Source organism: Rhodobacteraceae bacterium S2214 (assembly GCA_025141675.1).
GTDB lineage: Bacteria > Pseudomonadota > Alphaproteobacteria > Rhodobacterales > Rhodobacteraceae > Yoonia.
On record CP081161.1, the window covers coordinates 1,335,041 to 1,358,485 of the forward strand.

Below are 23,445 nucleotides of genomic sequence, written 5' to 3' on the forward strand. Positions count from 1 at the left end.
CGTCACCACCTATAGCGGGGGCAATGCCCCCGTGCGCCGGTCGCTGATTTCCTGCTGGCGTAACGGCATCTTGTCGATGGAGCGTGACAATTCACGCACGTCCCAAGGGGCCGGTTTGCGCAATTCGACTTGGCCCGCTTTGTCCATCAACACCATCATGAACGCACGTGGCCGCAGTTTGCGCCGCAAATCGCTTAGCGTGCTGGTGTCGGTGTCGGCAATGACGATCACGTCACGTTCGACCAGTTCGTCCATCCGCGCGGTGATCAATTCCATTTGTTCGCGGAACAACGGGTCGTTTTCGCCTTGGCCAAACACAACAAGTGCGCGCAATTGCCACTGCAGATCGTCGAGATCAACCTCTTCCGGCGCGAACACTTTTGCGGGGTCTGCCTGCCACGCTTCAAACGTATCAGCGCTGGCGGCAAAAGGGGCCGCGATCAGCGCTGCAATCATCAAAATTCTCTTCATACCACAAGATATAGGTGCATTTGTGCGGATTGCTAACCCTGCATCCAACTTATCGCCCAACACCGGAGCCTGACATGACAGATAAAGCCAAATGGTCCGAAATCGCCGCGAAAGAACTGCGCGGCAAACCACTGGACGACCTGACGTGGAACACGTTGGAAGGCATTCCTGTGCAGCCGCTTTATACGGCTGATGATACCGCCGATCTGCCACATATGGGCGGGATTCCGGGGCAGGCGCCCTATACGCGTGGCGTGAAGGCCACGATGTATGCGGGCCGGCCTTGGACGATCCGGCAGTACGCGGGTTTTTCGACAGCCGAAGAATCCAACGCGTTCTACCGCAAGGCGTTGGAGGCTGGTCAGCAAGGTGTGTCGGTGGCGTTCGATCTGGCGACGCACCGTGGTTATGACAGTGACCACGAACGGGTTGAGGGTGACGTTGGTAAGGCTGGCGTGGCGATTGATAGCGTCGAGGATATGAAGATCCTGTTTGATGGTATCCCGCTGGATAAAGTCAGCGTTTCCATGACGATGAACGGTGCTGTTATTCCCATTCTGGCGAATTTCATCGTGACCGGCGAAGAACAAGGGCACGATAAATCCCTACTCGCGGGCACCATTCAGAACGACATTCTGAAGGAATTCATGGTCCGCAATACCTACGTCTATCCGCCTGAAGCATCGATGCGGATCATCGCGGATATTATTGAATATACGGCCAACGAGATGCCGAAGTTTAACTCGATCTCTATCTCTGGCTACCACATGCAAGAGGCGGGCGCGAACCTTGTGCAGGAACTCGCGTTCACGATCGCTGATGGGCGTGAATACGTCCGCACGGCGATTGCGGCGGGGATGGACGTGGACAAATTTGCGCCGCGTCTGTCGTTCTTCTTTGCTATCGGCATGAACTTTTTCATGGAAGCCGCGAAACTGCGGGCGGCGCGTTTGCTCTGGTCCCGCGTCATGGCTGAATTCGAGCCAAAGAACGAAAAGTCATCCATGCTGCGCACCCATTGCCAAACCTCGGGCGTATCGTTGCAGGAACAAGACCCTTACAATAACGTCATCCGCACAGCCTACGAGGCGATGTCTGCAGTATTGGGCGGCACGCAATCGTTGCACACGAACGCGTTGGACGAAGCCATTGCTTTGCCGACCGATTTTTCAAGCCGGATCGCGCGGAACACGCAGTTGATTTTGCAAGAAGAAACCGGCGTGACCAATGTCGTCGATCCTTTGGCGGGGTCCTACTATGTCGAAAACCTGACGCACGAATTGGCTGAACAGGCATGGGCGCTGATCGAAGAAGTCGAAGAAATGGGCGGCATGACGAAAGCCGTCGCATCGGGCATGCCGAAGCTACGGATCGAAGAAACCGCTGCCAAACGCCAAGCGATGATCGACCGTGGCACCGAAGTGATCGTCGGGGTGAACAAATACCGCAAAGACAACGAAGACCCGATTGATATCCGCGATATCGACAATGCCGCCGTACGCGATGCGCAAATCGCGCGAATCGAACGGACGAAGGCCGGGCGTGATCAGGTGGCATGTGATGCTGCATTAGCCGAACTGAGCCGTCGTGCGGAAGAAGGCGGCAATCTGTTGGAGGCAGCGGTCGCGGCATCCCGCGCACGCGCAACTGTTGGAGAAATCTCAATGGCGATGGAAAAAGTATTCGGGCGTCACCGCGCCGAAGTGAAGACATTGGCAGGCGTTTATGGTGCGGCCTACGAAGGTGACGCAGGTTTTGCCGCGATTCAGAAATCAGTTGATGATTTTGCGGAAGAAGAAGGTCGTCGCCCGCGTATGCTGGTCGTGAAAATGGGCCAAGACGGGCATGATCGAGGTGCGAAGGTCATCGCGACTGCCTTTGCCGACATTGGTTTTGACGTGGACGTCGGCCCATTGTTCCAGACGCCTGCGGAAGCCGCCCAAGACGCTATCGACAACGACGTGCATGTGATCGGCATCAGTTCGCAGGCGGCAGGGCACAAAACGCTGGCCCCGAAATTGGTTGAGGCGCTGAAAGAAGCCGGTGCCGAGGATATCATCGTGATTTGCGGTGGCGTGATTCCGCAGCAAGACTATCAATTCTTGTACGACAGCGGCGTTAAAGCGATCTTCGGTCCGGGCACGAACATCCCGAAAGCCGCCGAAGATATTCTTGGCATTATCCGCGAAACACGGGGCTAAATGACATACCAGCTTGATCATATCGCGATTGGCTGCACTGACCTTGCACAGGGCGTCGCGTGGGCCGAAGAACGGCTAGGCGTTAAGATGCAAGCGGGCGGACAGCACGCGCATTTCGGGACGCACAACCGGCTGCTGGGATTGGCCGACGGGCTGTACCTTGAGGTGATTGCGAAGAACCCAGACGCGCCTGTTGATCGCCCGACTTGGTTCGATTTGGACAATTTCACCGGACCGCCGCGCCTTGCGAATTGGATTTGTCGCAGCGATGACGTTGAAAATGCACAAGCGATCACAGGACCGCCTGTGTCGCTGACGCGGGATGATTTGCACTGGCAACTGACGGTTCCGGATGATGGTTCGCTGCCGATGCAAGGCGGGTATCCGTCGCTGTTGAAATGGGGGGCAGGGATTACGCCGCCGTCCGGATCATTGCCTGCCAGCGGTGTACGCCTGACCAAATGGGAGGTGTGGCACCCGCAAGCCGATTGGCTGCGCGAGGTGATCACCCTTGATACCGACGTTGTTTGTTTCCAGTCTGGTCCGGTCGGTTTCAAAGCTACCTTCGAGACGCCCAACGGGACCGTTGTGCTGTGATCATTCGCCCCGCTACCCGCGCTGATGCGCCCAAGGTGGCGGAGATCATGAACCAGATCATTACCGATACGACTGCGACCTTTACGACCGTGACAAAGACCGTAGATCAGGTCGCGACAGAAATTTCGCCGCCGCAACCCTGTCTGGTTGTTGATTTTGACGGTGAGGTTGCGGGCTACGCGCGTTATTTCAGTTTCCGCACTGGCCCCGGCTATGCGCATGTCGCCGAATATTCGATTGCTTTATCAGAAGCGGCGCAAGGGCACGGTACGGGGCGGGCATTGCTGAATGGACTATGTGATCTGGCGCGTTCTAATACGATAAAGCAGATCATCGGTGCCGTAAGCAGCGACAATGATGCCGCAATCAAGTTTCATCTTTCCAACGGGTTTGCGCAGGTCGGGCGACTGCCTGACGCGGGGCAAAAGTGGGGCAAATCGCTTGATCTCATTTTTATGCAAAAACGGCTCTGACATCCGGGGCACAAACCGCTAAACTTGGGTCATGTCGATTTGGTCCCGCATTGCTGACGCGCTTTCTGCCCTTACCTCTGGTGAAGGGTTGTCTGCTGTGTTTGATCGGTTGCGGACGTCGCCGGACAAATCGGTGGCGTTTACCATCGCCGTCATCGCTTTGGGCGCAAAAATGGCCAAAGCGGACGGCCACGTGACCCGTGATGAGGTCACGGCCTTTCGCGAAGTGTTCCACATCGCGCCCGAAGATGAACACAAAGCTGCCCGCGTTTTCAACCTCGCGCGGCAGGATGTGACCGGTTTCGACGACTACGCACGGCGAATCAAAGCGATGTACGCGCAGGACGACGCGCCGTTGTGTGATTTGATGGAAGGGTTGTTCCACATTGCGTTGGCGGACGGTGAATACCATCCGAACGAAAACATCTTCCTTGAAGAAGTCGCTGGTATTTTCGGGTTCAGCCACCAAAGATTTACACGCATTCGGTCGCAATTCGTACCTGATGCTGATCGCGATCCTTATGACGTCTTGGGGGTGCCTACAGGCGCAGACATGGCAGCCGTGCGCAAGGCGTGGCGCCGATTGGTGCGCGAAAGCCACCCAGACCAGCTGCGCGCACGCGGGGTGCCGGAAGAGGCCGTGAAACTAGCTGAGGCACGCCTGATTGCCGTGAATAAAGCATGGGAACAGATCAACGCGGCGCGATCCAATCATGACGATTTCACACCCGCATGACGAAGCAACTGCGCATCGCCACCTATAACGTGGAATGGTTCAACACCTTGTTCGATGATGCGGGTGCTTTGCATAATTCCGACGAATGGTCGGGGCGGTGGGATGTGACGCGCGCCCAACAAACAGCGGCGCTGGGGCTGGTTTTTCAGGCGATGGATGCAGACGGCATCATGATCATCGAAGCGCCCGACAGTAGCCGTAACCGCGACGGTGTCACCGCGCTGGAAACATTTGCTGCGCATTTTGGGTTGCGGGCACGCAAAGCGGTCATCGGGTTTACGAATGATACGCAGCAGGAAATTGCGTTTCTCTACGATCCTGATGTGATTACGGCGGTGCATGATCCGATCGGCGATCTGGACGTCGAAAGTCCTGCGCCGCGTTTTGATGCCGAATTGCGTGTCGACCTTGATTCTGACGCGGCGCTTGATGTGGTCAGGTGGTCAAAACCGCCGTTGGAAATTGCAGCGAAGGTCGAAGAAAAAGCGTTTCGTTTCATAGGGGTGCACGCGAAATCAAAGGCCCCGCATGGTGCGCGCAATGATGCGGAAGCTGCACGGATTTCCATTCAGAACCGCCGCAAACAACTCGCGCAATGTATCTGGCTGCGGCAGCGGGTGAACCAACACCTTGATGCGGGCGACGACCTGATCGTGATGGGCGACTTCAATGATGGTCCGGGGCTGGATGAATTCGAAAAGCTGTTTGGCCGTTCAAGTATCGAAATTGTGCTGGGCGAAGAAAACGCAGCCCCGCTGTATGATCCGCACGCGGCGCTTGTTCTTGGACGCCGGATCGGCGTGGCCCCTGCGACGTCACGATTCAAGCAGCGCAACGGGACTTATCTGAACGCGCTTTTGGATTACGTTATGGTGTCACCGGACCTGCGCAAAATGGATCCAAACTGGCAGATTTGGCACCCTTTTGATCACCCCGCCTGTTATGACAATTTGCCTTTGCGCGAAGCACTGCTTGCCGCGTCTGATCATTTTCCTGTCACGCTTGACCTGACGCTCTGATTTGGAAAACCTGCATCGTGTCCCTATATTATGGGTATGAAACAGATATTGATCCCCGTTTTCGCCCTGTCACTTGCTGCAAGCCCGCTTGCTGCGCAAACCGATGCCCCCGCACCCGAAGATGATGGTGTGAGCCTGATGGAAGAGGGGGCCAAGCTGTTGTTGCGCGGGCTTTTGACGGAAATGGAACCCGCATTGGATGATCTGCAGGGCCTCGCCGAAGAGATGGGGCCGCGGATGCAAATGCTGACGGATCAAATGGGGCCTGCCTTTGCCGATCTGTTGGATCAGATCGACGATATCGCCCAGTATCAGGCACCAGAGTTTCTGCCGAACGGGGACATTATCATTCGCAGACGCGATGACGCGCCGGAATTTACGCCTGAACTGCCTGAGGACATCGAACTTTAGCGGGCTATTTCGCGAACTTGACCTTGCCCGTGCCGTTTAGCGCTGTTGCGAGCGCATTAAATCGGGCCTCGGCGACTTCACCGAACAAAGGTTCGGCGTCTTTGGTCAGCCGTAGATGCAATTCGGCCGATTTTGGCTTCCACTTCAGCGTGCCGGGGTCCTGTTTTCCATCGACCCACAGCATGGCCCCCAAACGCATGGCCCGCCCAAGGATTTCAGCGTCTTTGATTTGCCGATCATCCAGCATGTCGATCAGATCACTAAACCGCCCGCCGCCGGGTTTCGACGTGTAGCGATACATCAAAGCCAAGCCCATGAAGACCCGTTCGTAGTGCTTCAACCCACCAAGATTGGCGCGGGTCGCGTTGTCGAACGTCACCTCTGCGCGATAATCCGGGTGCGCACGCCAACTGACATCATGCAGCAAGCAGGCAGCCTTAATGATCCTTTTGCGTTGCCAATTTGCACGTGGAAACAATGGCTTGACGAAATCGTACAGGATGCGGCCAAAGCCGGGCAGGCGCGCATCTTTGCTTTCGGCAAAACGGCAAGCTTCGATCAACGGATCACGTTCGCGCAGTTCGCGCGGCATTTGTTCGTACAGCATTCCTTCGCGGATGCCGTAGGATGAAATGGCGATGTCTTTGGGTTTGAATTTGCGGACCAGTGATTTCAAAACAAGAATGGCCAACGGCACCAGCGACATCCGGCTGTCAGAGATATGGCATTTCGCCCGCAATTCCTGCAGGTCGGATTTGGCGATGTAATCCGCTGTTTTCGACACCTGACGCGCTGTCATCCGATATTCATGAAGAACGGTCAGCGGATGACCGCGCCGTTCCATATCGATCCGTGCAATGGCCCGCCATGATCCACCGACCAGAAAGAGACGCATCGCTTTGGGCGTGCCCATTTCGGCGTGCAATTGGGTCATGACATCGTTGATGTGAGCCTTTTTCGCTTTCTTGCCGCCTTTGATATCTCGCAGTTTAAGCGGGCCAAGCGGCGATGTCACACGTCGGCCAACGCGCCCTTCGGCAAGATCGGCTAGTTCTAGGGAAGACCCGCCAATGTCACAAACCAGACCGTAGGATCCGGGCCAGCCGAGCAAGACACCTTGGGCTGACAAACGTGCCTCTTCACGCCCATCAATGATCCAGATTTTGATGCCTGTTTTGCGTTCAACTTCATCGCGGAAGTCGCGGCCATCGGATGCTTCGCGCACCGCTGCTGTAGCGACGGCTGTGAGCGGGGTAATGCCCATGCCTTCGGCTAATGCGGCGAAGCGGCGGATGGCGGATAGGGCGCGAACGCGGCCTTCGGGGTTCAGACGTCCGGATTCCGACAGGCCAGCGCCCAAGCCGCACATGATTTTTTCGTTGTAAAAATAGGCGGGCGACCGCGCTGCGCCATCAAACACAACCATCCGGACAGAGTTGGACCCAACGTCGATCACACCAACGCGGCCAAGTCCCATGGCGGCTGCATCTTCGAACAAAGGTCTGCCAAATCCGCCCCAGTCGATGGCGTCGTCAGAGCTGTCAGGTCCCAGCATGGTGTCTCCCCTTATTCGTAGAACGACCTTGTGACAGGCATGCCCCGCATGTCAATTCACAGCGAAGGTTAAGCTGGGTCTTCTTCGGTATGCGTCAACTGTGGCACGTCGGATGCACCCGCTGATCCGCGCCCTGACAGCGACGGGTTTTCCATGAAGAAGCGGTGGCAGTTAAACGCAAATTCGCCATCGGGGATGATCGGACGGGCGAAATCGCCTTCCGGCCCCATGACCCAGCTTTGCGCCACATCATGAAGGTTTGCAGCCATAATCTGACTGACGATCTGGGCTTTAACGGTGTTGTTCTTGATTTCGACCAGCGTTTCGACACGGCGGTTCAGGTTCCGGCTCATCCAATCCGCAGAGGAAATGAACACGGCGGCCTTTTTCGACGGCAGCTTGTGACCGTTTCCGAAACAAACAATCCGGGAATGTTCCAGAAAACGCCCGACAATTGATTTCACACGGATATTTTCGGACAATCCAATCACGCCGGGCCGCAGGCCACAGATGCCGCGGATCACCAGATCGATCTTCACGCCCGCCTGTGATGCTTCGTACAAGGCGTCAATCACGTCGCGTTCGATCAGCGAATTCATCTTGGCCCAAATTACGCCTGGTTTGCCGTTTTTGACGTTCTCGATTTCGCCTTTGATCCGTTCAATCAATGTCTTTTTGAGATCAATCGGTGAAATGGCGAGATTTTCCAGACCTTCGGGTTGGGCGTAACCAGATAGGTAATTGAACACTTTTGTGGCGTCGCGTCCAAGTTTAGCGTCACATGTGAAAAGACTAAGGTCGGTGTAAATCCGCGCGGTGATCGGGTGGTAATTGCCGGTACCAAAGTGCGTGTAGGTGACCAATTTGCTGCCTTCGCGGCGCACAACGGTGCTGATCTTGGCGTGGGTTTTGTAGTTCAGGAAGCCGTACACGACATGCGCGCCGGCCCGTTCCAGACGCCGCGACTGGCGGATGTTGGCGGCTTCGTCAAAGCGGGCCTTGAGTTCGACGAGCGCTGTGACCGATTTGCCGTCTTCGGCGGCTTCGCATAGTGCCTCGACAATCGGGGACTTGCGCGATGTCCGGTACAGCGTCTGCTTAATCGCGACGACGTTAGGGTCGCGAGCAGCTTGGCGCAGAAACCGCACGACCATGTCGAAGGTTTCGTAGGGATGGTGCAGCAGCATGTCTTTTTTGCGGATGGCTGCGAACATGTCGCCGTCGTGGTCTTGCACTCGTTCAGGCACGCGTGGCGTGAACGCGGGCCAAAGCAGGTCTGCGCGGTCGTCGATGACCAGTTCCTTGAGGTCAGCGATGCCGATGAGCCCGTTTACCTCGACCATTTCATCTGCCGTCAGGTGCATTTCGGCCATGATAAACGCCTTGAGCGTATCGGGCGCACGCGCCGCCATTTTCAGCCGCACGACTTCACCACGACGCCGGCGTTTCAGGGCGGTTTCAAATTCGCGGACCAGATCTTCGGCTTCGTCCTCGACCTCCAGGTCGCTGTCACGCAGCACACGGAACGCGCCGTGGCCCTTTAGTTTGTAGCCTGGGAAAAGCTGTCCCACATGCATCAACAGCAGTTCTTCGAGCGGCAGGAACCGGTGGCCTTTTTCGGTTGGCAGCGAAATGAAGCGGTCAATCTGCGCGGGCACAGGTAGCAGGGCGCGCAACGGGCGTTTGTCGCTTGCGCGTTCCAGATCGAGCGCCAGCGCGTACCCTTCATTCGGCAAGAACGGGAACGGGTGCGCCGGATCAATTGCCAAGGGCGATAGGACCGGAAACACCTGATCCAAGAACATTTCGCTTAGGAAGGGTTTGTCGTCTTCGGTGATCGTGGCGCGGCTGAGCAGATGCATGTCTTGCTCGGCCATCTCGGCAATCAGGGTCCGGAACACGTCCTGCTGACGGTGCAACAGCGCGCGCGCATCGACGTCGATCAGTTTCAGCTGTTCGGCTGGCGTGCGACCGTCCAAACCTGGGGTCACGTTGCCAGCAAGGGCCAATTCACGCAGGCCTGCCACGCGCACCGTATAGAATTCATCAAGGTTGGTCGCCGAAATCGATAGGAAACGTAGGCGTTCTAACAATGGCACGCGCGGGTTTTCGGCTTCTTCGAGCACGCGGTTGTTGAAGCTAAGCCAGCTTAATTCGCGGTTCACGAACCGCGCGTCAGAGGTCATATCGAGATCAAGCGATTGCGGCGTGGCCGTATCGCTTTCTAGGAAGTCTGCGTTAATCATGGGCCCTGCTTAAAGCTGAAAAGCGATGGTTTTATGACGGTTTAGCGGTGATCTTTGCAGGTTAGACTTCGGCCTCTACTTGCGCAAGGACCTGACCTGCCAGCTTTTCGTTCACGTCCCGTTTGTGGGTCAATGCCGCGGCATCCATCGCTTCGACAATTTCAGCAGCGGCGCGGAAAGATCGTTCAATCCGCAGTGTCAGATAAGACGGCAGTTTCGGCGACGGCATGATTTGCCGGTCGGCGAACAATTTCATGATGATCGCCGTCAGCAGGTCATCGTCAGGATCACCGATCACAGTCGGGGTCGCAGCCTGCATACGGCTTGCCAGATCGGGCAGCGCGATGTTCCAACGCGTTGGTGCGCTGCGGGCGGTGATCAGCAGCGGCAAACCAACGTCGCGCATATGGTTATGCAGATGGAACAGGGCCGTTTCGCCCGATGCGGTCAGGGTTTCGATATCTTCGATCACGACGGGTTTCTTCGGGCGTGTCATTTCACCGGTCAGGGTCGCCGCGGGAATGATGATGGCGTCTTCGTTGGTCGCAAAAACACGGGCCAGATGGCTTTTGCCGGACCCTTCGGGACCTGTCAGAACCAGTTTACGTTCAGGCCAGCTGTCGACATGGGTGACCAGCACGTAGGCCGCAGCATTTGCTTCGGACACGAAGAAATCCCCAGCCGTCAACGCGACCCCAGCCGGAAGGTCGAATGTAAGTTGCTCTGCCATCTATTAGGTGCCTGACTTGCCGCGATACAGCAGGCTTTCTTTGTATTTTGTGATCCCGAAGCGGATCAGTACGCCGATCATCGCCGCCACGGGCACTGCAACCAGCATCCCAACGAATCCGAACAATGCGCCAAAAACCGACAATGCGAAGATCAACCAGACAGGATGAAGGCCCACAGAATTACCAACAAGGCGCGGCGTGATGATGTTGCCTTCTAGGAATTGGCCCAACGCAAAGATCGCAGCGACGGCGGCCATCCAGCCCCATTCGCCCCAGAACTGGAAGATGGCCAGACCAATCGCCAATGCGCCGCCAACCAACGCACCGACGTATGGGATGAACGTGATCAAACCCGCAAAAGACCCGACGACCAGCCCGAAGTTCAGCCCAACGGCCATCAGCCCAACGGCATAGAATGTGCCCATCACGAGGCACACGGTGCCCTGACCCCGGATGAACGACGCCAGCGTGCTGTCAATTTCGCGGGCCAAATGGCGCAGTGTGTCTGCGTGATCCAGCGGGATCAGGTCGTCAATGCGCGCAACCATGTTGTCCCAGTCAAGCAGAAGGTAGAATGCGACAACAGGCACAACGACCAACAAAACAAGGACGTTCAGAAGCCCTGCGGCAGAGCTTAGCAAGCCGCTGATCAGTTCGCCGCCTTTGGCTTGGATCGTTTCACCAATCGCGAGCAGCTGTTTATAGATCGTGCTTTCCTCGTCCAGCAAGGCGGGGAAGTTTGTCGTCAGGAATTCGCGTAGACGTGCGGGCGCGTCTGGAGCCGCTTCGATCAACGCGGTAGCTTGGGTGACAAGCGTCGGGATGACCAAGAGCACCAATAGAATGAAGATCAGGAATGCGGCGAGGGTGATCAGCGTGACGGATAATACACGACTAAGACCCATTTTTTCAAGCCGGTCCGCTACCGGATCAAGGCAATATGCAATCGCCCCGCCAAGGATGAACGGCATGATTACGTCGCCCAAGACCCACAACACACCGCAGAACACCGCTGTCGCGACGCCCCAATAGACCGTTTGTTGTTGCACGCTCAGCGCCATGTGTCTTCATCCCCTGCCAATTCCCTAACAAATGGGACAAAGGGGCCGGAGGCGCAAGTCTGGACGTGTATTCAAGTCTCGGACTGACCATCCCGAAATACGGCCAGCCCGATCGTTCGGCTTAGTGGCAAGCAGGGCGCGTGCCTGGCAGCAGTACTTTGTCGATGACGTGGATCACGCCGTTGCTGGCTTGGATATTTGCGACGACAACGTTGGCCGTGTCGCCTGTCCCGTCAGCGATTGAAACGCCACCGTGGCTGGTGATGCAAAGACGTTCGGATGCCAAAACGGGTTTGTAGTAGTTCGAACCGGCTGCGAAATCGGACGCCTGCAGTTCACGGTCATCTACGTGGTACAGCAAGACGTTGGTCAATTGGTCTTTGTTTTCAGGCTGAAGCAATGTGGTGACGGTGCCCGCTGGCAGTGCGTCAAACGCATCGTTCAATGGCGCGTAAACTGTGAATGGACCCGGACCGGACAGCGTTTCGGCAAGGCCTGCGGCACCGACGGCTGCGACGAGTGTTGAGAACCGGTCGTCCGCGGCAGCGATGTCGACGATTGTGTTGGCTTTGGCTGATCCTGCGAACATGGTCAGCGCGGCTGCTGCGGCGATTGCGAAGGTTTTGGTCACGGTCATTTGTCTTCCCCTAAAAATTTCCCGTCATGCGTTGTTGCATGTGATAAGGGTTACGCGGGTTCAGTGGGGCTGGTTCACTTGGCTGACAACAATGTCAGGCCTGTGAAATCTTTGATCCAAAACCACGCTAGATACGTCGCGCGACCTTGCCACGCTGGCGTGCGGCCCTTAAACCCGTTCGCTGAAACATCCCTCGTGATAAAGGTCGCCTCCCATGCGCATGAGCCGCTACTTCTTGCCCGTCCTCAAAGAAACCCCGCGCGAGGCGCAGGTCGTGTCGCACCGCTACATGCTGCAAGCAGGCATGATCAAACAGGCCAGTGCTGGTATCTATTCTTGGCTGCCATTGGGCTACAAAGTCCTGAAAAAGATCGAAAACATCGTGCACGAAGAACAGGCCAAGGCCGGTCATCACGCGATGCTGATGCCAACGATCCAGTCGGCTGATCTGTGGCGCGAAAGCGGGCGCTATGATGCCTACGGCGATGAAATGCTGCGGATCAAAGACCGTCACGACCGCGATATGTTGTTCACGCCAACGGCTGAAGAACTGATCACCGATATCTTCCGTGCCAACGTAACGTCTTACAAAGATCTGCCGCTGACGATGTACCAAATCCAGTGGAAGTTCCGCGACGAAGTCCGCCCGCGTTTTGGCGTGATGCGCGGCCGTGAATTTTACATGAAGGACGGCTACAACTTTGATCTGACAAAAGAAGATGCGCTGCACGCGTATAACCGCCACCTCGTGTCGTACCTGCGGACATACGAACGCATGGGCCTGAAGGCGATCCCGATGCGGGCTGATTCCGGTCCGATTGGTGGCGAAGATACGCATGAATTCCTCGTGCTAGCGGAGACCGGTGAATCCGAAGTGTTCTATGATAGCGCCGTTACTGACCTGACCTTCGGCGACCGCGAGATCGATTTTGATGACAAAGCGGCCTGCGCGGCAGTGATGGAAGAATTCACCACGAAGTATGCCCGTACCGACGAAACGCATGACGAGGCGTTGTTCAACGAGGTGCCGGAAGAGCGTCGCAAGACGGCCCGAGGCATTGAAGTTGGTCAAATCTTCTACTTCGGGACCAAGTATTCTGACGCACTGAACGCTGCTGTCGATGACGGTCAGGGTGGTAAGGTGAACGTTCACATGGGGTCGCACGGTATCGGCGTGTCCCGTCTGCTTGGCGCGATCATCGAAGCGTCACACGACGACAAAGGTATCATCTGGCCAGAAGGCGTGACACCGTTCGACGTTGGTATTCTGAACATGCGTGCGGGCGATGAAGCTTGCGACGCGGCGTGTGAAGATCTGTACAAGCAGTTCATCGCGGCTGGTCTCGATCCGCTTTACGATGACCGTGATGAACGTGCAGGGGCCAAGTTTGGCACCATGGATATGATCGGCCTGCCATGGCGGATCACTATTGGCCCGCGCGGCATCAAAAACGGCGTTGTCGAAGTTACATCGCGCCGCACCGGCGAAAGCGAAGAGATGCCTGCCGCCGATGCAATCGCGAAGATCAAAGCGATCTACGCGGCGCTTTAAACCGCCTTTGCGATGACAAAAGCTGAGCGGCCCGGTTCGGGCCGCCAGTTTTCGACGATTTCGAAACCGGCGTCGCGGATATCCTGAGCCAACGTGTCCGACGCGATCGGCACCACCTTTGGGATGAGCCTTGTGGCTGAAAGTAGCGGCAACAGCCGTGGCAAGACACCGGACATTTCACCCAGACAAACTGTGGTGCTGACGAAATAGCCTCCCGTTTTGATCAGGCGTCGGACATCGGCCAAAGCCGCGTGATGATCAGGTAGCAGGTGCAGAATGTTCATGCCTAGAATGATGTCGTAGCTGGCATTACTTGCCGGCCAATTGCCCAATTCGGACACTTCAAACTGCAGGTTTTGCACCGTCTCCGCCTTGGCCCGCGCGATTTCGATCATGTTTCGTGAATAGTCGATACCGGTCATCTGTTTCACAAATGGTGCATGGATCACGGCGGTTGATCCCGTGCCACAGCCGAATTCTAGCGCGTCCATGTCAGGGTGCATGACCGCTTGCGTCATTGCCAGTTTCCGTTCGTAGGCGGCGACATCCGCGATGTCGGACTTTGCATAACGTTTGGCCATCAGGTTCCAAAATGTAACGTCGCGGCTCATGCTATTGCTCCTGCTGCTGTGCGGGGCTGCGCCCTGCGAATGATCCATTCTGCGAACACAATGCACGCGGCCCAAGATCCGATAAAGATAACGTCAGACATCAAACCTGACGGAGGCGTTCCCGTGATCAGAAAGATCGGTAGGAAGGCGACAGACACCAATGTAGCGCCCATTCCAATCGCATAGGCGCGGATCATCCAGTCGCGGTGACGCGGGATATTGCGGGCGCGGATGGCCTGTATGGCGATGCCTAATGCAATTGCCAATGTGATCCCGAATACCAAACGACCTGTGTTCACGAGGTCGCCTGCAGCGTTGGGAAACGCCCACAATAGGCTCAGCGAACTGAGTGCCAGACATGCGCCTGCCAAGACGAAAACGCGGCCCATGATGCGGTGAAGCCTGCCGAATTTGCGGGCCAAAACGCGGCCAAATTGAATTGGGCCCAATACACCGAAGACGATCCCGCCGATTACATGGGCGAAGTGACTGATTGGGGCGGTGGAGATCCGTGCGTTTTCCGCGGGCAGGGTGCCTGTTGGGATTTGAACGGCTTGGACTGACGCGAAAAGAATTGTCATGCCGCTGATCAGAAACAGTACCAACGGCACCACAATAGGGCGCACAAAAATGCGTTTCATAGGAATAACCTTTGTTGGTTGACTAAGGGTCGTACTTAAAAATTTCGTCTAGGTTTTTGCCAAAGACAGCCGCGATCTGGAAAGCGAGTTCTAACGTCGGGGAATATTTTGCGTTCTCGATAGCCATGATGGTTTGGCGGGTGACGCCGACCTTTTCGGCCAAGGCTTTTTGGGTCATTTCATCCGCGTCAAAGCGGCATTTGCGGATCGTATTGGTGATATGCGACTTGGCCATGCTTTAGATGCCAAACCGGTAGGCTGCGACCTTGGTAACGTTCCCGACCAGATCAGCCACCGCGAAGCTGACCAAGATCATGTTGAGACCACCCAGCGCCGTCCAGCCCATCGCCATACCGATCAGTGCTGCGATAAATCCCATGCTGGCGACGATCATCGTCGCAATGGACCCCCGCCGCCCGATCATAGTGTCGCGTTCGTCAGTGAGAGAGCTGGGGTTCGGCGTGTTCGTGATGATCGCGTGCAGGATATTGAACGCGATTGTCAGGGCAATCATCAGAACGATGCAGACGGGGATCATCCACAAAACATCTTGCGCCCAAACGCTTGCGCCATTCGGCCCATCGTAAAGACCGGCACCCCAGTTACTGCGGATTTTGCTGCCGAAATAAAGGATGACAATCAGGCTGGTGATGATGCCTGCAAAGGTATTGCGTTCTTCGTGGGACATGGCGGCCTCGGGTTAATGATTCTGTACTCAAGGTATAAAATCTTTTACACGGAGTCAATAATATCAAACACGGTGCCCCAAAATCGATCTCCCCGAATCTGATTTTCATGGTAAAGTTTTCAAAAATACAGGCAGGCAAACATGACACTTTCCCATACCCGTTGGGCGGATCGATGATCCGCGTCCTTTCATTATGTGCAGGGCTTTGCGGGGCAGGTGTTTTGTCCCAATATCCTGAATTTGCACAGCAATATGTCCAGCGTTTGGCCGGACAAGTTGATGCGTTGGATGTGATCGTCGCGGATTTTGACCAGTCTGCGTTGGACGCTGGGCTGACGCGGTCGCAGGCTTTGGCGCAATTGTCCGGCACTGCATTTCTGGATGCCCGCCAAGCGGATATGCAAACGACATTTGCGCGGCATACAGCGTTGACGACGGCGCTGAGCCAGCTGCGCAGTGCGACAGAAATGGAGCGTTTGGCCCTGTTCCATCGGATGAACGATGCGGAAATTCTGCGTAATACGTGGTCTGATTTCGCGCCTGCAGTGCCCATGACGACAGCGGGGCTGGCGTCTGCCGCTGCTGGCTTTCTGGGTGGTTGGGCTGGCTTGGGGGTCATCCTGTCAGTGTTCGCGCGGCCCTTCCGCCGTCGCCGGACAAAACCCGCAAAATCTGATCAAGATTCAATTCGCCGCGATCCGCCGATCCGGCGACCACATCAAAACGTAAGTCAGGCTCCGCGCCTGATGGGGGAGACAAGACCATGAAAGCATTGATCACATGGGGCGGCTGGGATGGCCATGAGCCCGACAAAGTTGCCGAGATTTTCCGGTCCATCATTGCGGATGCTGGCGGCACGCCGGACGTTACTGACAGCCTCGATTGCTTCGACGATGCGGACAAGTTGAAGACTTACGACCTGATCATTCCGGTCTGGACCATGAGCGATATTAGTCGTGATGCCGCCACCAACGTGTCCGAAGCCGTTGCACATGGCACAGGTCTGGCAGGCTGTCATGGCGGGATGTGTGACGCTTTTCGTGGGGTGCCGTTGTGGCAGTTCATCACGGGGGCCAATTGGGTGGCGCATCCGGGCGGTGACGGGGTGAAACATCGGGTGCAAATCACATCTGACGATCCGCTTGTTGCGGGTATCGGCGATTTTGACGTCGAGACAGAGCAATATTACCTGCACGTCGATCCGGCGAACACCGTGCTTGCGACCACTCGTACCGATGTCGTCGACTGGTATCACACGCCGAACGGCGCTGTTGATATGCCGGTGGCTTGGACGCGGACTTGGGGGCTTGGCCGCGTTTACTACAACGCGCTGGGCCATCAGGCGAATGTTGTGGCCACTGGACCCGCGTTTGAAATGATCAAACGCGGTGTGCTTTGGGCGGCTGGTAGTAAAGAGGCCGCGAAGGGGCGTGATCTTAGCCCGCTGCAAACGGCTGGCAATCACTGGTAATGTAGCGCCCCGACTTTGTGGTCGGGGCGTCGTTTTTTAAGTGTCGCGGCGATACGGCAATGCCTGTAGAACGCCGAACGTCACTTCGAATGCCAGAAACCCGTACAGAATTGGGCTGCCCCCGTTGCTAAGTGCCACGATCATCCACGTTGAAAACGCGAAACGCCCGACAGCATCGTAACGCGCTAGCCGCAAGTCGTCCCACCTGATCCGCAGCACGGTCCAGATCAGGACAACCGTGCCAGCCATGTTGGCGAAAAGGACCGCGTAGGTGTCCAATGTGGGTAAGGGCGCGAGCCCGAATTGGCTGTGAATGCCGCCCATAGTGGCCCACAGCATGGCCAAGGTGAACGGCGTGGCGAGCGGCCATGTGACGATCAAATCGTACCACGATCCTATCCGGTAAATCCGCCGGAATGTTGTCTCCGATAGCATCTGCAATTTCCTTTCTTGCAATTGACCGGATAGCCCTACACCTTGGAGTATGATCCAAGGTCAAGAGGTTTATCATGCGTATCGGGGAACTTGCAGATTCACTGGGTGTCAGCACGGACACGATCCGGTTCTACGAAAAACGCGGATTGATCGCGGCAGACAGGCGGGCCAATGGGTACCGCGATTTCAGCCCTGCGACGGTGCAATTGCTTAAAATGATCCGGCTCGCGCAGCAGCTTGGATTTACACTGCGCGAAATCGCGGATCTGACGTCAGCATTGCAAGATGCACAGATGTCGGCGGACGATGTGGGCGGATTGCTGCAAGCCAAGATCACTGAACTCGAAGCGAAAGCTGCGAACATCCTGTCTTTGCGTGATATTCTGCAAACGCGGCTGAATGACGTTTGTCCGCTTGGGCTGCATCCCAGCGCTTGACCTTGCACCCCGCAAGCCCCAGTTTGCAATCCGAGCAGTAGGAGGCCGAAAATGGCAGGCAAAACAGCCCCATTTGCGAAATTTGAGTGGATGATCGCGTGGCGTTACATTCGGGCGAAACGGGCCGAAGGTGGTGTCAGCGTCATGACGTGGATCAGCCTGATCGGCGTGACGCTTGCTGTGTTTGCGTTGATTGCGACTTTGGCCGTGCGGTCCGGGTTTCGGGCGGAATTTGTCGACACGATCCTTGGCTCGAACGCCCATGTCGCCGTTTACCGCCAGTCCGAGGTGGTACCGGATTCGGGCCGCTACACGCAGCTGATTAAGGGCTACGACGAATTGGCGACTGACCTTGCCGCTATCCCGGGTGTCACGCGGACAGCACCGTTGGTGCGCGGTCAGGTGATGGGCAACTACGGTGATAACAACGCGGCTGTGGATGTTTACGGCATTTCTTTTGACAATCTTCTAACGATCCCACGTATCGCAAATCCTGAGGATTCGTCCGGCGATATCAACAACTTCGAAGACGGTATCGCGATTGGATCGGCGTTAGCCAAAGACCTTGGCGTTGGGGTTGGCGACCGGATCAAGATTATTTCGCCCAACGGGGCACGCACTGCACTTGGCACCACGCCACGGGTGAACGTCTATGACGTGGTCTATATCTTCACGGCTGGCCGCTACGACATCGACAAAATCCGCGCTTATCTGCCGATCGCAGAGGCGCAGTTGTTCTTTAACCGCGATGGCGTCGCAACCGAGATCGAAGTCATGGTCGAAGACCCCGACGAGATTGAAAAGTACCTGCCACAGGTCATGGCGACCATCGGTGAAGGCGGCTACGTCTGGACATGGCGCGACAGCGCTGGCGCATTTTTGCGCGCGCTTGAAGTCGAGGACAACGTGATGTTCGTCATTCTGTCGATCCTCGTCCTGATCGCGTCGATGAACATCATTTCCGGCTTGATCATGCTCGTTAAAAACAAGGGCCGCGACGTCGGTATTCTGCGCACAATGGGCCTGACCGAAGGGTCGATCCTGCGGATTTTCTTCATCTGCGGGGCAGGGATCGGAACGGCGGGCACGTTGTTTGGTGTGATCTTGGGCTGTTTTTTTGCTCTTTATATCGACCAAATCTTTGGCTTCGTGAATTCCATCGGCAACGGCGGCGTTTGGGACCCGTCCATCCGGGGCATTTACCGATTGCCTGCGGAACTGCAGTTGAAAGACGTGATCTCTGCTGTGACCTTGTCGCTGTCGTTGTCGTGGATCATCACCATTTTCCCTGCGCGTCGTGCGGCACGGATGAACCCCGTTGAGGCGCTGCGCTATGAATAACGTGTTGAATGTGGCTGGGATCACAAAGACCTATAACAAAGGCAAACCCAACGCGGTGACCGTGCTTCAAGGCGCCGATTTGGCTGTTGCATCGGGCGAAGTTGTGGCGTTGGTGGCCCCGTCCGGTGCCGGTAAATCGACGCTTTTGCACATCGCGGGCCTGCTCGATAGTCCGGACGACGGCACGGTGACGATCAATGGCACCGATATGACGAAACTGTCGGATCGCAAACGGACGGCGGTGCGACGGTCGGAGGTCGGTTTCATTTATCAATTCCACCACTTGCTGCCGGAATTCACAGCGCTGGAAAACATCGTGCTGCCGCAACTGGCGAATGGCGTTGCGGAAGGTCTTGCGACAGAACACGCGATGGACCTGCTTGGCAGGGTTGGTGTTGATACGCGGGCCAAACACCGCCCCGCTGCTTTGTCGGGCGGTGAACAGCAACGGGTCGCGTTTTGCCGCGCATTGGCGAACAATCCGTCGCTTTTGTTGGCGGATGAACCGACAGGCAATCTTGACCCTGACACATCGGATCGGGTGTTTGACGCGCTGATGGAATTGGTGCGTGGGACTGGTCTGTCTGCTGTGATCGCGACACATAACCTCGAATTGGCCGCACGGATGGACCGGACGGTACGGATGACCGCAGGCACGTTGGCACCTGTCTGACGAAACCGCAAAGGAAGAGACGACATGCAAGTGACTGTGCCTGAAATCTATGACGCCTCGTACGCCGCATTGATCCATCACGGCGCGGGCACAGAACAGGCGGCCCATGTTGCCAAGGCCGTCGCGCGGGCCGAAGAAACAGGCAATGTCATCTGCGGTCTGTATTACCTTGAAAGCTACTGCACGCAGCTGAAGTCGGGACGGGTCGATGGCCAAGTCACGCCGGTTGTGTCAGCGCCGCGCCCCGCGTCCATCATGGCAGATGCGAAATTCGGTTTTGCGCAACCCGCCTTTGCCGCAGGGCTGCCCCGCGCGATAGAGGCCGCGCGCGAAATGGGTGTTGCGACTTTGTCGGTCGCGCATGCGCATACGTGTACATCGCTGGGCTTCTTTACCGAACAAATCGCGGCGGCGGGTTTGATTGGGATCGGGATGACCAACGCGTCACCCGTGGTCGCACCACCTGGTGGGAACAAGGCCGTGATCGGCACAAACCCGATTGCGATGACGGTGCCGGGCGATCCCGCGCCTGCAATGCATTTCGACTTTTCAACCTCTGCCGTGGCATTGGGCAAGATCACGATGGCGAAAGCCGCCGGCGAGACTATCCCGCTTGGCTGGGCCGTTGATCAAGATGGGCAACCGACCACCGACCCAGAGGCGGCTTTGAAAGGCGCATTGGTTTCTGCTGGGGGGTACAAAGGCTGGGGTTTTGGCCTGATGGTGGAACTGTTGGCCGCTGGCCTGACGGCAAGCGTCAATTCGCTTGACGTAAGTGGGTTAAAACTGCCGGACGGCGCGCCCCACGGGCTTGGTCAGTTCTACATTCTGATTGATCCGGCAACCCACGGGGACCATTTCGCGGATCGGTTTGCCCGTGTGGCGGACGCGATTGCAGAACAAGACGGCGGACGCATTCCCGGCGCGAACCGCAAGGTTCTGGTCGATGTTGAAGTACCCGACGCGCTTTGGGCGTCTGTGAAGGGCCTGTCTGCTTAGGCTTTTTGTGTAATGAAAACGCCTGCCGCCATGACGCAAATGCCTGCGGCACGTGTTGCGTTTAGCGGTGCGACGTTAGCACCAAATAAACCAAAGTGATCAATCGTCGCCGCAGCAATCATTTGTCCAATCAGGACGAGAAACACCGCGTTACCAACACCGATAACCGGTGCGATCCAAGTGATAGACAGGACGTAAAACGCGATTAGCACGCCGCCAAGCAGCAGATGTTTGGGGGCTGTCGCGATTTTTGCAGCGGCCTGCGGAGCGGTCAAAAGCGCCACTATGGCCGCCGATGCAAAGGCGACCAAGAACAACGTGGCTGCTGCAACAGCAGGTGACCCAATCGTCCGGCCAAGCGCCGCGTTCAATGCGGCCAGCACGGGCACGCCGATACCAGCGGCGAGCATGATAAGATAGGAATTGTGCATCTGGGCTCCTCATATATGACTAGCTTAGAAGCAGTCTGATCCATATCAAAGTAACAACTGCCAATTTCGGCGACGCTCGGAAAAACGAACAAAAACAGGGAGGCCAAGATGCGATTATCGGCACTTTTCATTCCACTCATGCTGGCGGCATGTGTTGAAGAACTTGAAATTCCAGATGGACGTGCATCGTTCATGGAAAATTGCGCAGGTTGTCATGGTGTTGACGGCAAAGGGTCGGGTCCGCTTGTCACAGGCGTTGGGCTTATCGCGGCGGATCTGACAATGATTTCTGCGCGCAACGGGGGAACCTTCCCACGTCAGGACATTATGGCGATCATCGACGGTTTGGACCGCGATCCGCACTTTTCCAATGCGATGCCGGAATTTGGCGCAGGTGATCTCGGCGAAGCTGTGATTGTCGAGGGTGAAGATGGTCTTGGGACGCCAACGCCAGTCGGGTTGATCGCGCTCGCCGATTACCTTGAAAGCATCCAAGAGCTTTAACATTCCCGTGACCCACGCAAACGTGTGGTGAAACTTTGGGTGATCCTGTTACGTGACTTGTTCAACAGGTCACCTAAAGGAGCACCCCATGACGTTTTTCCGTACTTTAGCGATTGCAGCGACTTTGGTCGCAAACACCGCGGCCGCGGGCCCGGTCAGCTTTTCCAGCGGCTGGTCCGAGCAGAAGTTGTCGCTGTTTTCCAACAATCGCTACAGCTTTGGAAACACGTTGAGCATGACGTCCGACGGCGGCGTATCAATTGCGTGGAAACGCATTCCACAAAGCGACTGGCAGGCGACAAACGGGCGGTGGAACTGGACGGTTGAACAATCCGTGCCAGCGACGGACCTGCGCCAAAAAGGCGGCGATGATCGCAATATGTCGCTCTACTTTGTATTTGTGCCCGATGATCAGGCGGCAGGTCTGCAAAACGCGAGCATCCGGCAACTACTCGGCAATGACGACGTCCGCGTTCTGCTGTACGTGTGGGGCGGAAACCATGCACGTGGATCACAGTTCCAGTCACCGTATCTGCGGGGCCAAGGCGTGAATGTGATGCTGCGGCAGGCGGGCACAGGATCGTATAGCGAAAACGTCAATCTGGCTGCGGACTATGCGCAGGCGTTTGGTGGTCAGCCGGGATCGCTTGTGGGCATTGCCGTGTCCGGCGACAGCGATGACACGGACAGTACGATCCGGGCCGCCATCGGCAACCTGACGCTTAACTGATGCGGTGGTTTGCTGCATTGGCCCTTGCGATCCTTCCGACAGGAGGGATGGCATGCGGCGCTGACACGGATTGTGTGGTGGGCGACCGTAGCTACCGGATCGCAATGCCGGACACCGTGGAAAACCCCGGTGCTATCGTGTTTTCGCACGGGCATCGTGGGTCAGCGCGCGGGGTTATGAACAATGGCGGGCTGCGCAGACTTGCGGCGGACATGGGTTATGCGCTGATCGCGGCAAATGGTGTGGATGGGACGTGGGACCTGCCGGGTAGCCCGTCAAATCCGTCATCGGACGGGGCAGGGGAACTGGCCTATTTCGAAGCTGTCTTAGACGATGCAGCAACGCAGTTTGGCATCAATCAAGACAACATCATCGCAACTGGTTTTTCGGCGGGCGGGATGATGACGTGGAACTTAATCTGCGACCGATCCGATCTGCTGCGGGCGGCTGTGCCGATGTCCGGCACGTTCTGGGAAGACATCCCAAACACCTGCGATACGCCACCCATCAGCGTTGTCCACATTCACGGCGACAACGACCCAACCGTACCGCTATCAGGCCGCGCGATCAGGACGTCGCATCAAGGCGACGTCCCGACGGCCCTTGGCATGTACGCACGCCACGGAGGCTTTGGGAACGCGGTTTCACAGCAAGTGGGCGGACTTGACTGTGCTGTGCGCGATAATGCCGAAGATCAAACGTTGGGATTCTGCATGTTTGAAGGGGGACATTCGTTCCGGCTTGAACATCTGCGTGCAGCGATCGAGATGGTGGATAAGGGGCGCCCTTAACGC

28 protein-coding genes are annotated in these 23,445 nt (G+C 56.6%); 16 read left to right on the forward strand and 12 right to left on the reverse strand.

The genetic code is table 11. The annotated features are described in order from the left end of the window. Positions 1-9: 9 nt before the first annotated feature. Positions 10-471, reverse strand: coding sequence for a DUF4174 domain-containing protein (locus K3729_06580; protein UWR00435.1), 462 nt, complete (start codon positions 469-471; stop codon positions 10-12). A 74-nt stretch (positions 472-545) separates the two neighbouring features. On the opposite strand from K3729_06580, the gene scpA reads away from it, so the two are divergent. Genes scpA through K3729_06610 form a run of 6 tightly spaced genes read left to right on the forward strand, consistent with a single transcriptional unit; the run spans position 546 to position 5,908 of the window. After that, positions 546-2,672 (forward strand): methylmalonyl-CoA mutase, encoded by a 2,127-nt coding sequence (gene scpA, locus K3729_06585; GenBank protein ID UWR00436.1) that lies wholly within the window; start codon positions 546-548, stop codon positions 2,670-2,672. Next, positions 2,673-3,269: a VOC family protein gene (locus tag K3729_06590; protein ID UWR00437.1), complete on the forward strand. Its 597-nt coding sequence runs from the start codon at positions 2,673-2,675 to the stop codon at positions 3,267-3,269. It abuts the gene before it with no gap. After that, positions 3,266-3,742: a GNAT family N-acetyltransferase gene (locus tag K3729_06595; protein UWR00438.1), complete on the forward strand. Its 477-nt coding sequence runs from the start codon at positions 3,266-3,268 to the stop codon at positions 3,740-3,742. The genes K3729_06590 and K3729_06595 overlap by 4 nt, the downstream gene beginning before the upstream one ends. 31 nt (positions 3,743-3,773) lie before the next feature. Beyond that, positions 3,774-4,478 (forward strand): molecular chaperone DjiA, encoded by a 705-nt coding sequence (locus tag K3729_06600; protein ID UWR00439.1) that lies wholly within the window; start codon positions 3,774-3,776, stop codon positions 4,476-4,478. Positions 4,479-4,486: 8 nt separating this feature from the next. Beyond that, on the forward strand, positions 4,487-5,497 hold the full coding sequence (locus K3729_06605) for an endonuclease (protein ID UWR00966.1): 1,011 nt from the start codon (positions 4,487-4,489) through the stop codon (positions 5,495-5,497). Positions 5,498-5,533: 36 nt separating this feature from the next. After that, complete coding sequence (locus tag K3729_06610; protein UWR00440.1) at positions 5,534-5,908, forward strand: hypothetical protein; 375 nt, start codon at positions 5,534-5,536, stop codon at positions 5,906-5,908. Positions 5,909-5,912: 4 nt separating this feature from the next. Here the strand turns inward: K3729_06610 and K3729_06615 are convergent, their stop codons facing one another. The 5 genes from K3729_06615 to K3729_06635 all read right to left on the reverse strand — a co-directional run bounded on the left by K3729_06615 (position 5,913) and on the right by K3729_06635 (position 12,138). Continuing rightward, positions 5,913-7,463, reverse strand: coding sequence for a Ppx/GppA family phosphatase (locus K3729_06615; GenBank protein UWR00441.1), 1,551 nt, complete (start codon positions 7,461-7,463; stop codon positions 5,913-5,915). A 68-nt stretch (positions 7,464-7,531) separates the two neighbouring features. Further along, entirely contained in the window at positions 7,532-9,709 is a 2,178-nt protein-coding gene (locus K3729_06620; protein ID UWR00442.1) for an RNA degradosome polyphosphate kinase, read from the reverse strand. Positions 9,710-9,770: 61 nt separating this feature from the next. Continuing rightward, positions 9,771-10,439 carry a chromosomal replication initiator DnaA gene (locus K3729_06625; GenBank protein UWR00443.1) on the reverse strand — a complete coding sequence of 223 codons (669 nt, stop codon included), beginning with the start codon at positions 10,437-10,439 and terminating at the stop codon, positions 9,771-9,773. Positions 10,440-10,442: 3 nt separating this feature from the next. Beyond that, positions 10,443-11,501, reverse strand: coding sequence for an AI-2E family transporter (locus K3729_06630; protein UWR00444.1), 1,059 nt, complete (start codon positions 11,499-11,501; stop codon positions 10,443-10,445). A gap of 121 nt (positions 11,502-11,622) precedes the next feature. After that, positions 11,623-12,138 carry a fasciclin domain-containing protein gene (locus K3729_06635; GenBank protein ID UWR00445.1) on the reverse strand — a complete coding sequence of 172 codons (516 nt, stop codon included), beginning with the start codon at positions 12,136-12,138 and terminating at the stop codon, positions 11,623-11,625. Positions 12,139-12,352: 214 nt separating this feature from the next. On the opposite strand from K3729_06635, the gene K3729_06640 reads away from it, so the two are divergent. Further along, positions 12,353-13,690, forward strand: a complete 1,338-nt coding sequence (locus tag K3729_06640; GenBank protein UWR00446.1) for a proline--tRNA ligase — start codon at positions 12,353-12,355, stop codon at positions 13,688-13,690. Here K3729_06640 and K3729_06645 read toward each other — a convergent pair. From K3729_06645 to K3729_06660, 4 genes are read right to left on the reverse strand one after another with little or no spacing between them, the layout of a single operon-like run. Next, a complete protein-coding gene (locus tag K3729_06645) occupies positions 13,687-14,301 on the reverse strand; it encodes a class I SAM-dependent methyltransferase (protein UWR00447.1) in 615 nt (204 codons plus the stop codon). The two genes, K3729_06640 and K3729_06645, sit on opposite strands and share 4 nt — an antisense overlap. Further along, a complete protein-coding gene (locus K3729_06650; protein UWR00448.1) occupies positions 14,298-14,942 on the reverse strand; it encodes a DUF2306 domain-containing protein in 645 nt (214 codons plus the stop codon). The genes K3729_06645 and K3729_06650 overlap by 4 nt, the downstream gene beginning before the upstream one ends. A gap of 22 nt (positions 14,943-14,964) precedes the next feature. Then, positions 14,965-15,177 carry a helix-turn-helix transcriptional regulator gene (locus tag K3729_06655; protein UWR00449.1) on the reverse strand — a complete coding sequence of 71 codons (213 nt, stop codon included), beginning with the start codon at positions 15,175-15,177 and terminating at the stop codon, positions 14,965-14,967. Between the two features lie 3 nt (positions 15,178-15,180). Next, positions 15,181-15,630, reverse strand: coding sequence for a hypothetical protein (locus K3729_06660; GenBank protein ID UWR00450.1), 450 nt, complete (start codon positions 15,628-15,630; stop codon positions 15,181-15,183). Between the two features lie 173 nt (positions 15,631-15,803). Between K3729_06660 and K3729_06665 the strand changes: the two genes are divergently transcribed. Both K3729_06665 and K3729_06670 read left to right on the forward strand, forming a co-directional pair. Then, entirely contained in the window at positions 15,804-16,397 is a 594-nt protein-coding gene (locus K3729_06665; protein ID UWR00451.1) for a DUF2937 family protein, read from the forward strand. After that, entirely contained in the window at positions 16,394-17,101 is a 708-nt protein-coding gene (locus K3729_06670) for a ThuA domain-containing protein (protein UWR00452.1), read from the forward strand. The genes K3729_06665 and K3729_06670 overlap by 4 nt, the downstream gene beginning before the upstream one ends. A 36-nt stretch (positions 17,102-17,137) precedes the next feature. Here K3729_06670 and K3729_06675 read toward each other — a convergent pair whose 3' ends face one another. Then, positions 17,138-17,536 carry a hypothetical protein gene (locus K3729_06675; GenBank protein UWR00453.1) on the reverse strand — a complete coding sequence of 133 codons (399 nt, stop codon included), beginning with the start codon at positions 17,534-17,536 and terminating at the stop codon, positions 17,138-17,140. Between the two features lie 74 nt (positions 17,537-17,610). Between K3729_06675 and K3729_06680 the strand changes: the two genes are divergently transcribed. From K3729_06680 to K3729_06695, 4 genes are read left to right on the forward strand one after another with little or no spacing between them, the layout of a single operon-like run. Next, positions 17,611-17,973 (forward strand): MerR family transcriptional regulator, encoded by a 363-nt coding sequence (locus K3729_06680; GenBank protein ID UWR00454.1) that lies wholly within the window; start codon positions 17,611-17,613, stop codon positions 17,971-17,973. Positions 17,974-18,024: 51 nt separating this feature from the next. After that, positions 18,025-19,314, forward strand: a complete 1,290-nt coding sequence (locus K3729_06685) for an ABC transporter permease (protein UWR00455.1) — start codon at positions 18,025-18,027, stop codon at positions 19,312-19,314. Beyond that, the gene (locus K3729_06690; protein ID UWR00456.1) at positions 19,307-19,987 is read left to right on the forward strand and encodes an ABC transporter ATP-binding protein; all 681 of its coding nucleotides are present in this window, start codon (positions 19,307-19,309) and stop codon (positions 19,985-19,987) included. The genes K3729_06685 and K3729_06690 overlap by 8 nt, the downstream gene beginning before the upstream one ends. A 24-nt stretch (positions 19,988-20,011) precedes the next feature. Continuing rightward, positions 20,012-20,986, forward strand: a complete 975-nt coding sequence (locus tag K3729_06695; GenBank protein ID UWR00457.1) for an Ldh family oxidoreductase — start codon at positions 20,012-20,014, stop codon at positions 20,984-20,986. Here the strand turns inward: K3729_06695 and K3729_06700 are convergent. Next, positions 20,983-21,417 carry a DMT family transporter gene (locus K3729_06700; GenBank protein UWR00458.1) on the reverse strand — a complete coding sequence of 145 codons (435 nt, stop codon included), beginning with the start codon at positions 21,415-21,417 and terminating at the stop codon, positions 20,983-20,985. The two genes, K3729_06695 and K3729_06700, sit on opposite strands and share 4 nt — an antisense overlap. 108 nt (positions 21,418-21,525) lie before the next feature. On the opposite strand from K3729_06700, the gene K3729_06705 reads away from it, so the two are divergent. The 3 genes from K3729_06705 (at position 21,526) to K3729_06715 (ending at position 23,442) form a co-directional block, all read left to right on the forward strand. After that, positions 21,526-21,921 (forward strand): cytochrome c, encoded by a 396-nt coding sequence (locus K3729_06705; GenBank protein ID UWR00459.1) that lies wholly within the window; start codon positions 21,526-21,528, stop codon positions 21,919-21,921. An 88-nt stretch (positions 21,922-22,009) separates the two neighbouring features. Further along, the gene (locus tag K3729_06710) at positions 22,010-22,651 is read left to right on the forward strand and encodes a DUF3047 domain-containing protein (GenBank protein UWR00460.1); all 642 of its coding nucleotides are present in this window, start codon (positions 22,010-22,012) and stop codon (positions 22,649-22,651) included. Continuing rightward, a complete protein-coding gene (locus K3729_06715) occupies positions 22,651-23,442 on the forward strand; it encodes a prolyl oligopeptidase family serine peptidase (GenBank protein UWR00461.1) in 792 nt (263 codons plus the stop codon). The genes K3729_06710 and K3729_06715 overlap by 1 nt, the downstream gene beginning before the upstream one ends. The last annotated feature ends 3 nt before the right edge of the window (positions 23,443-23,445 follow it).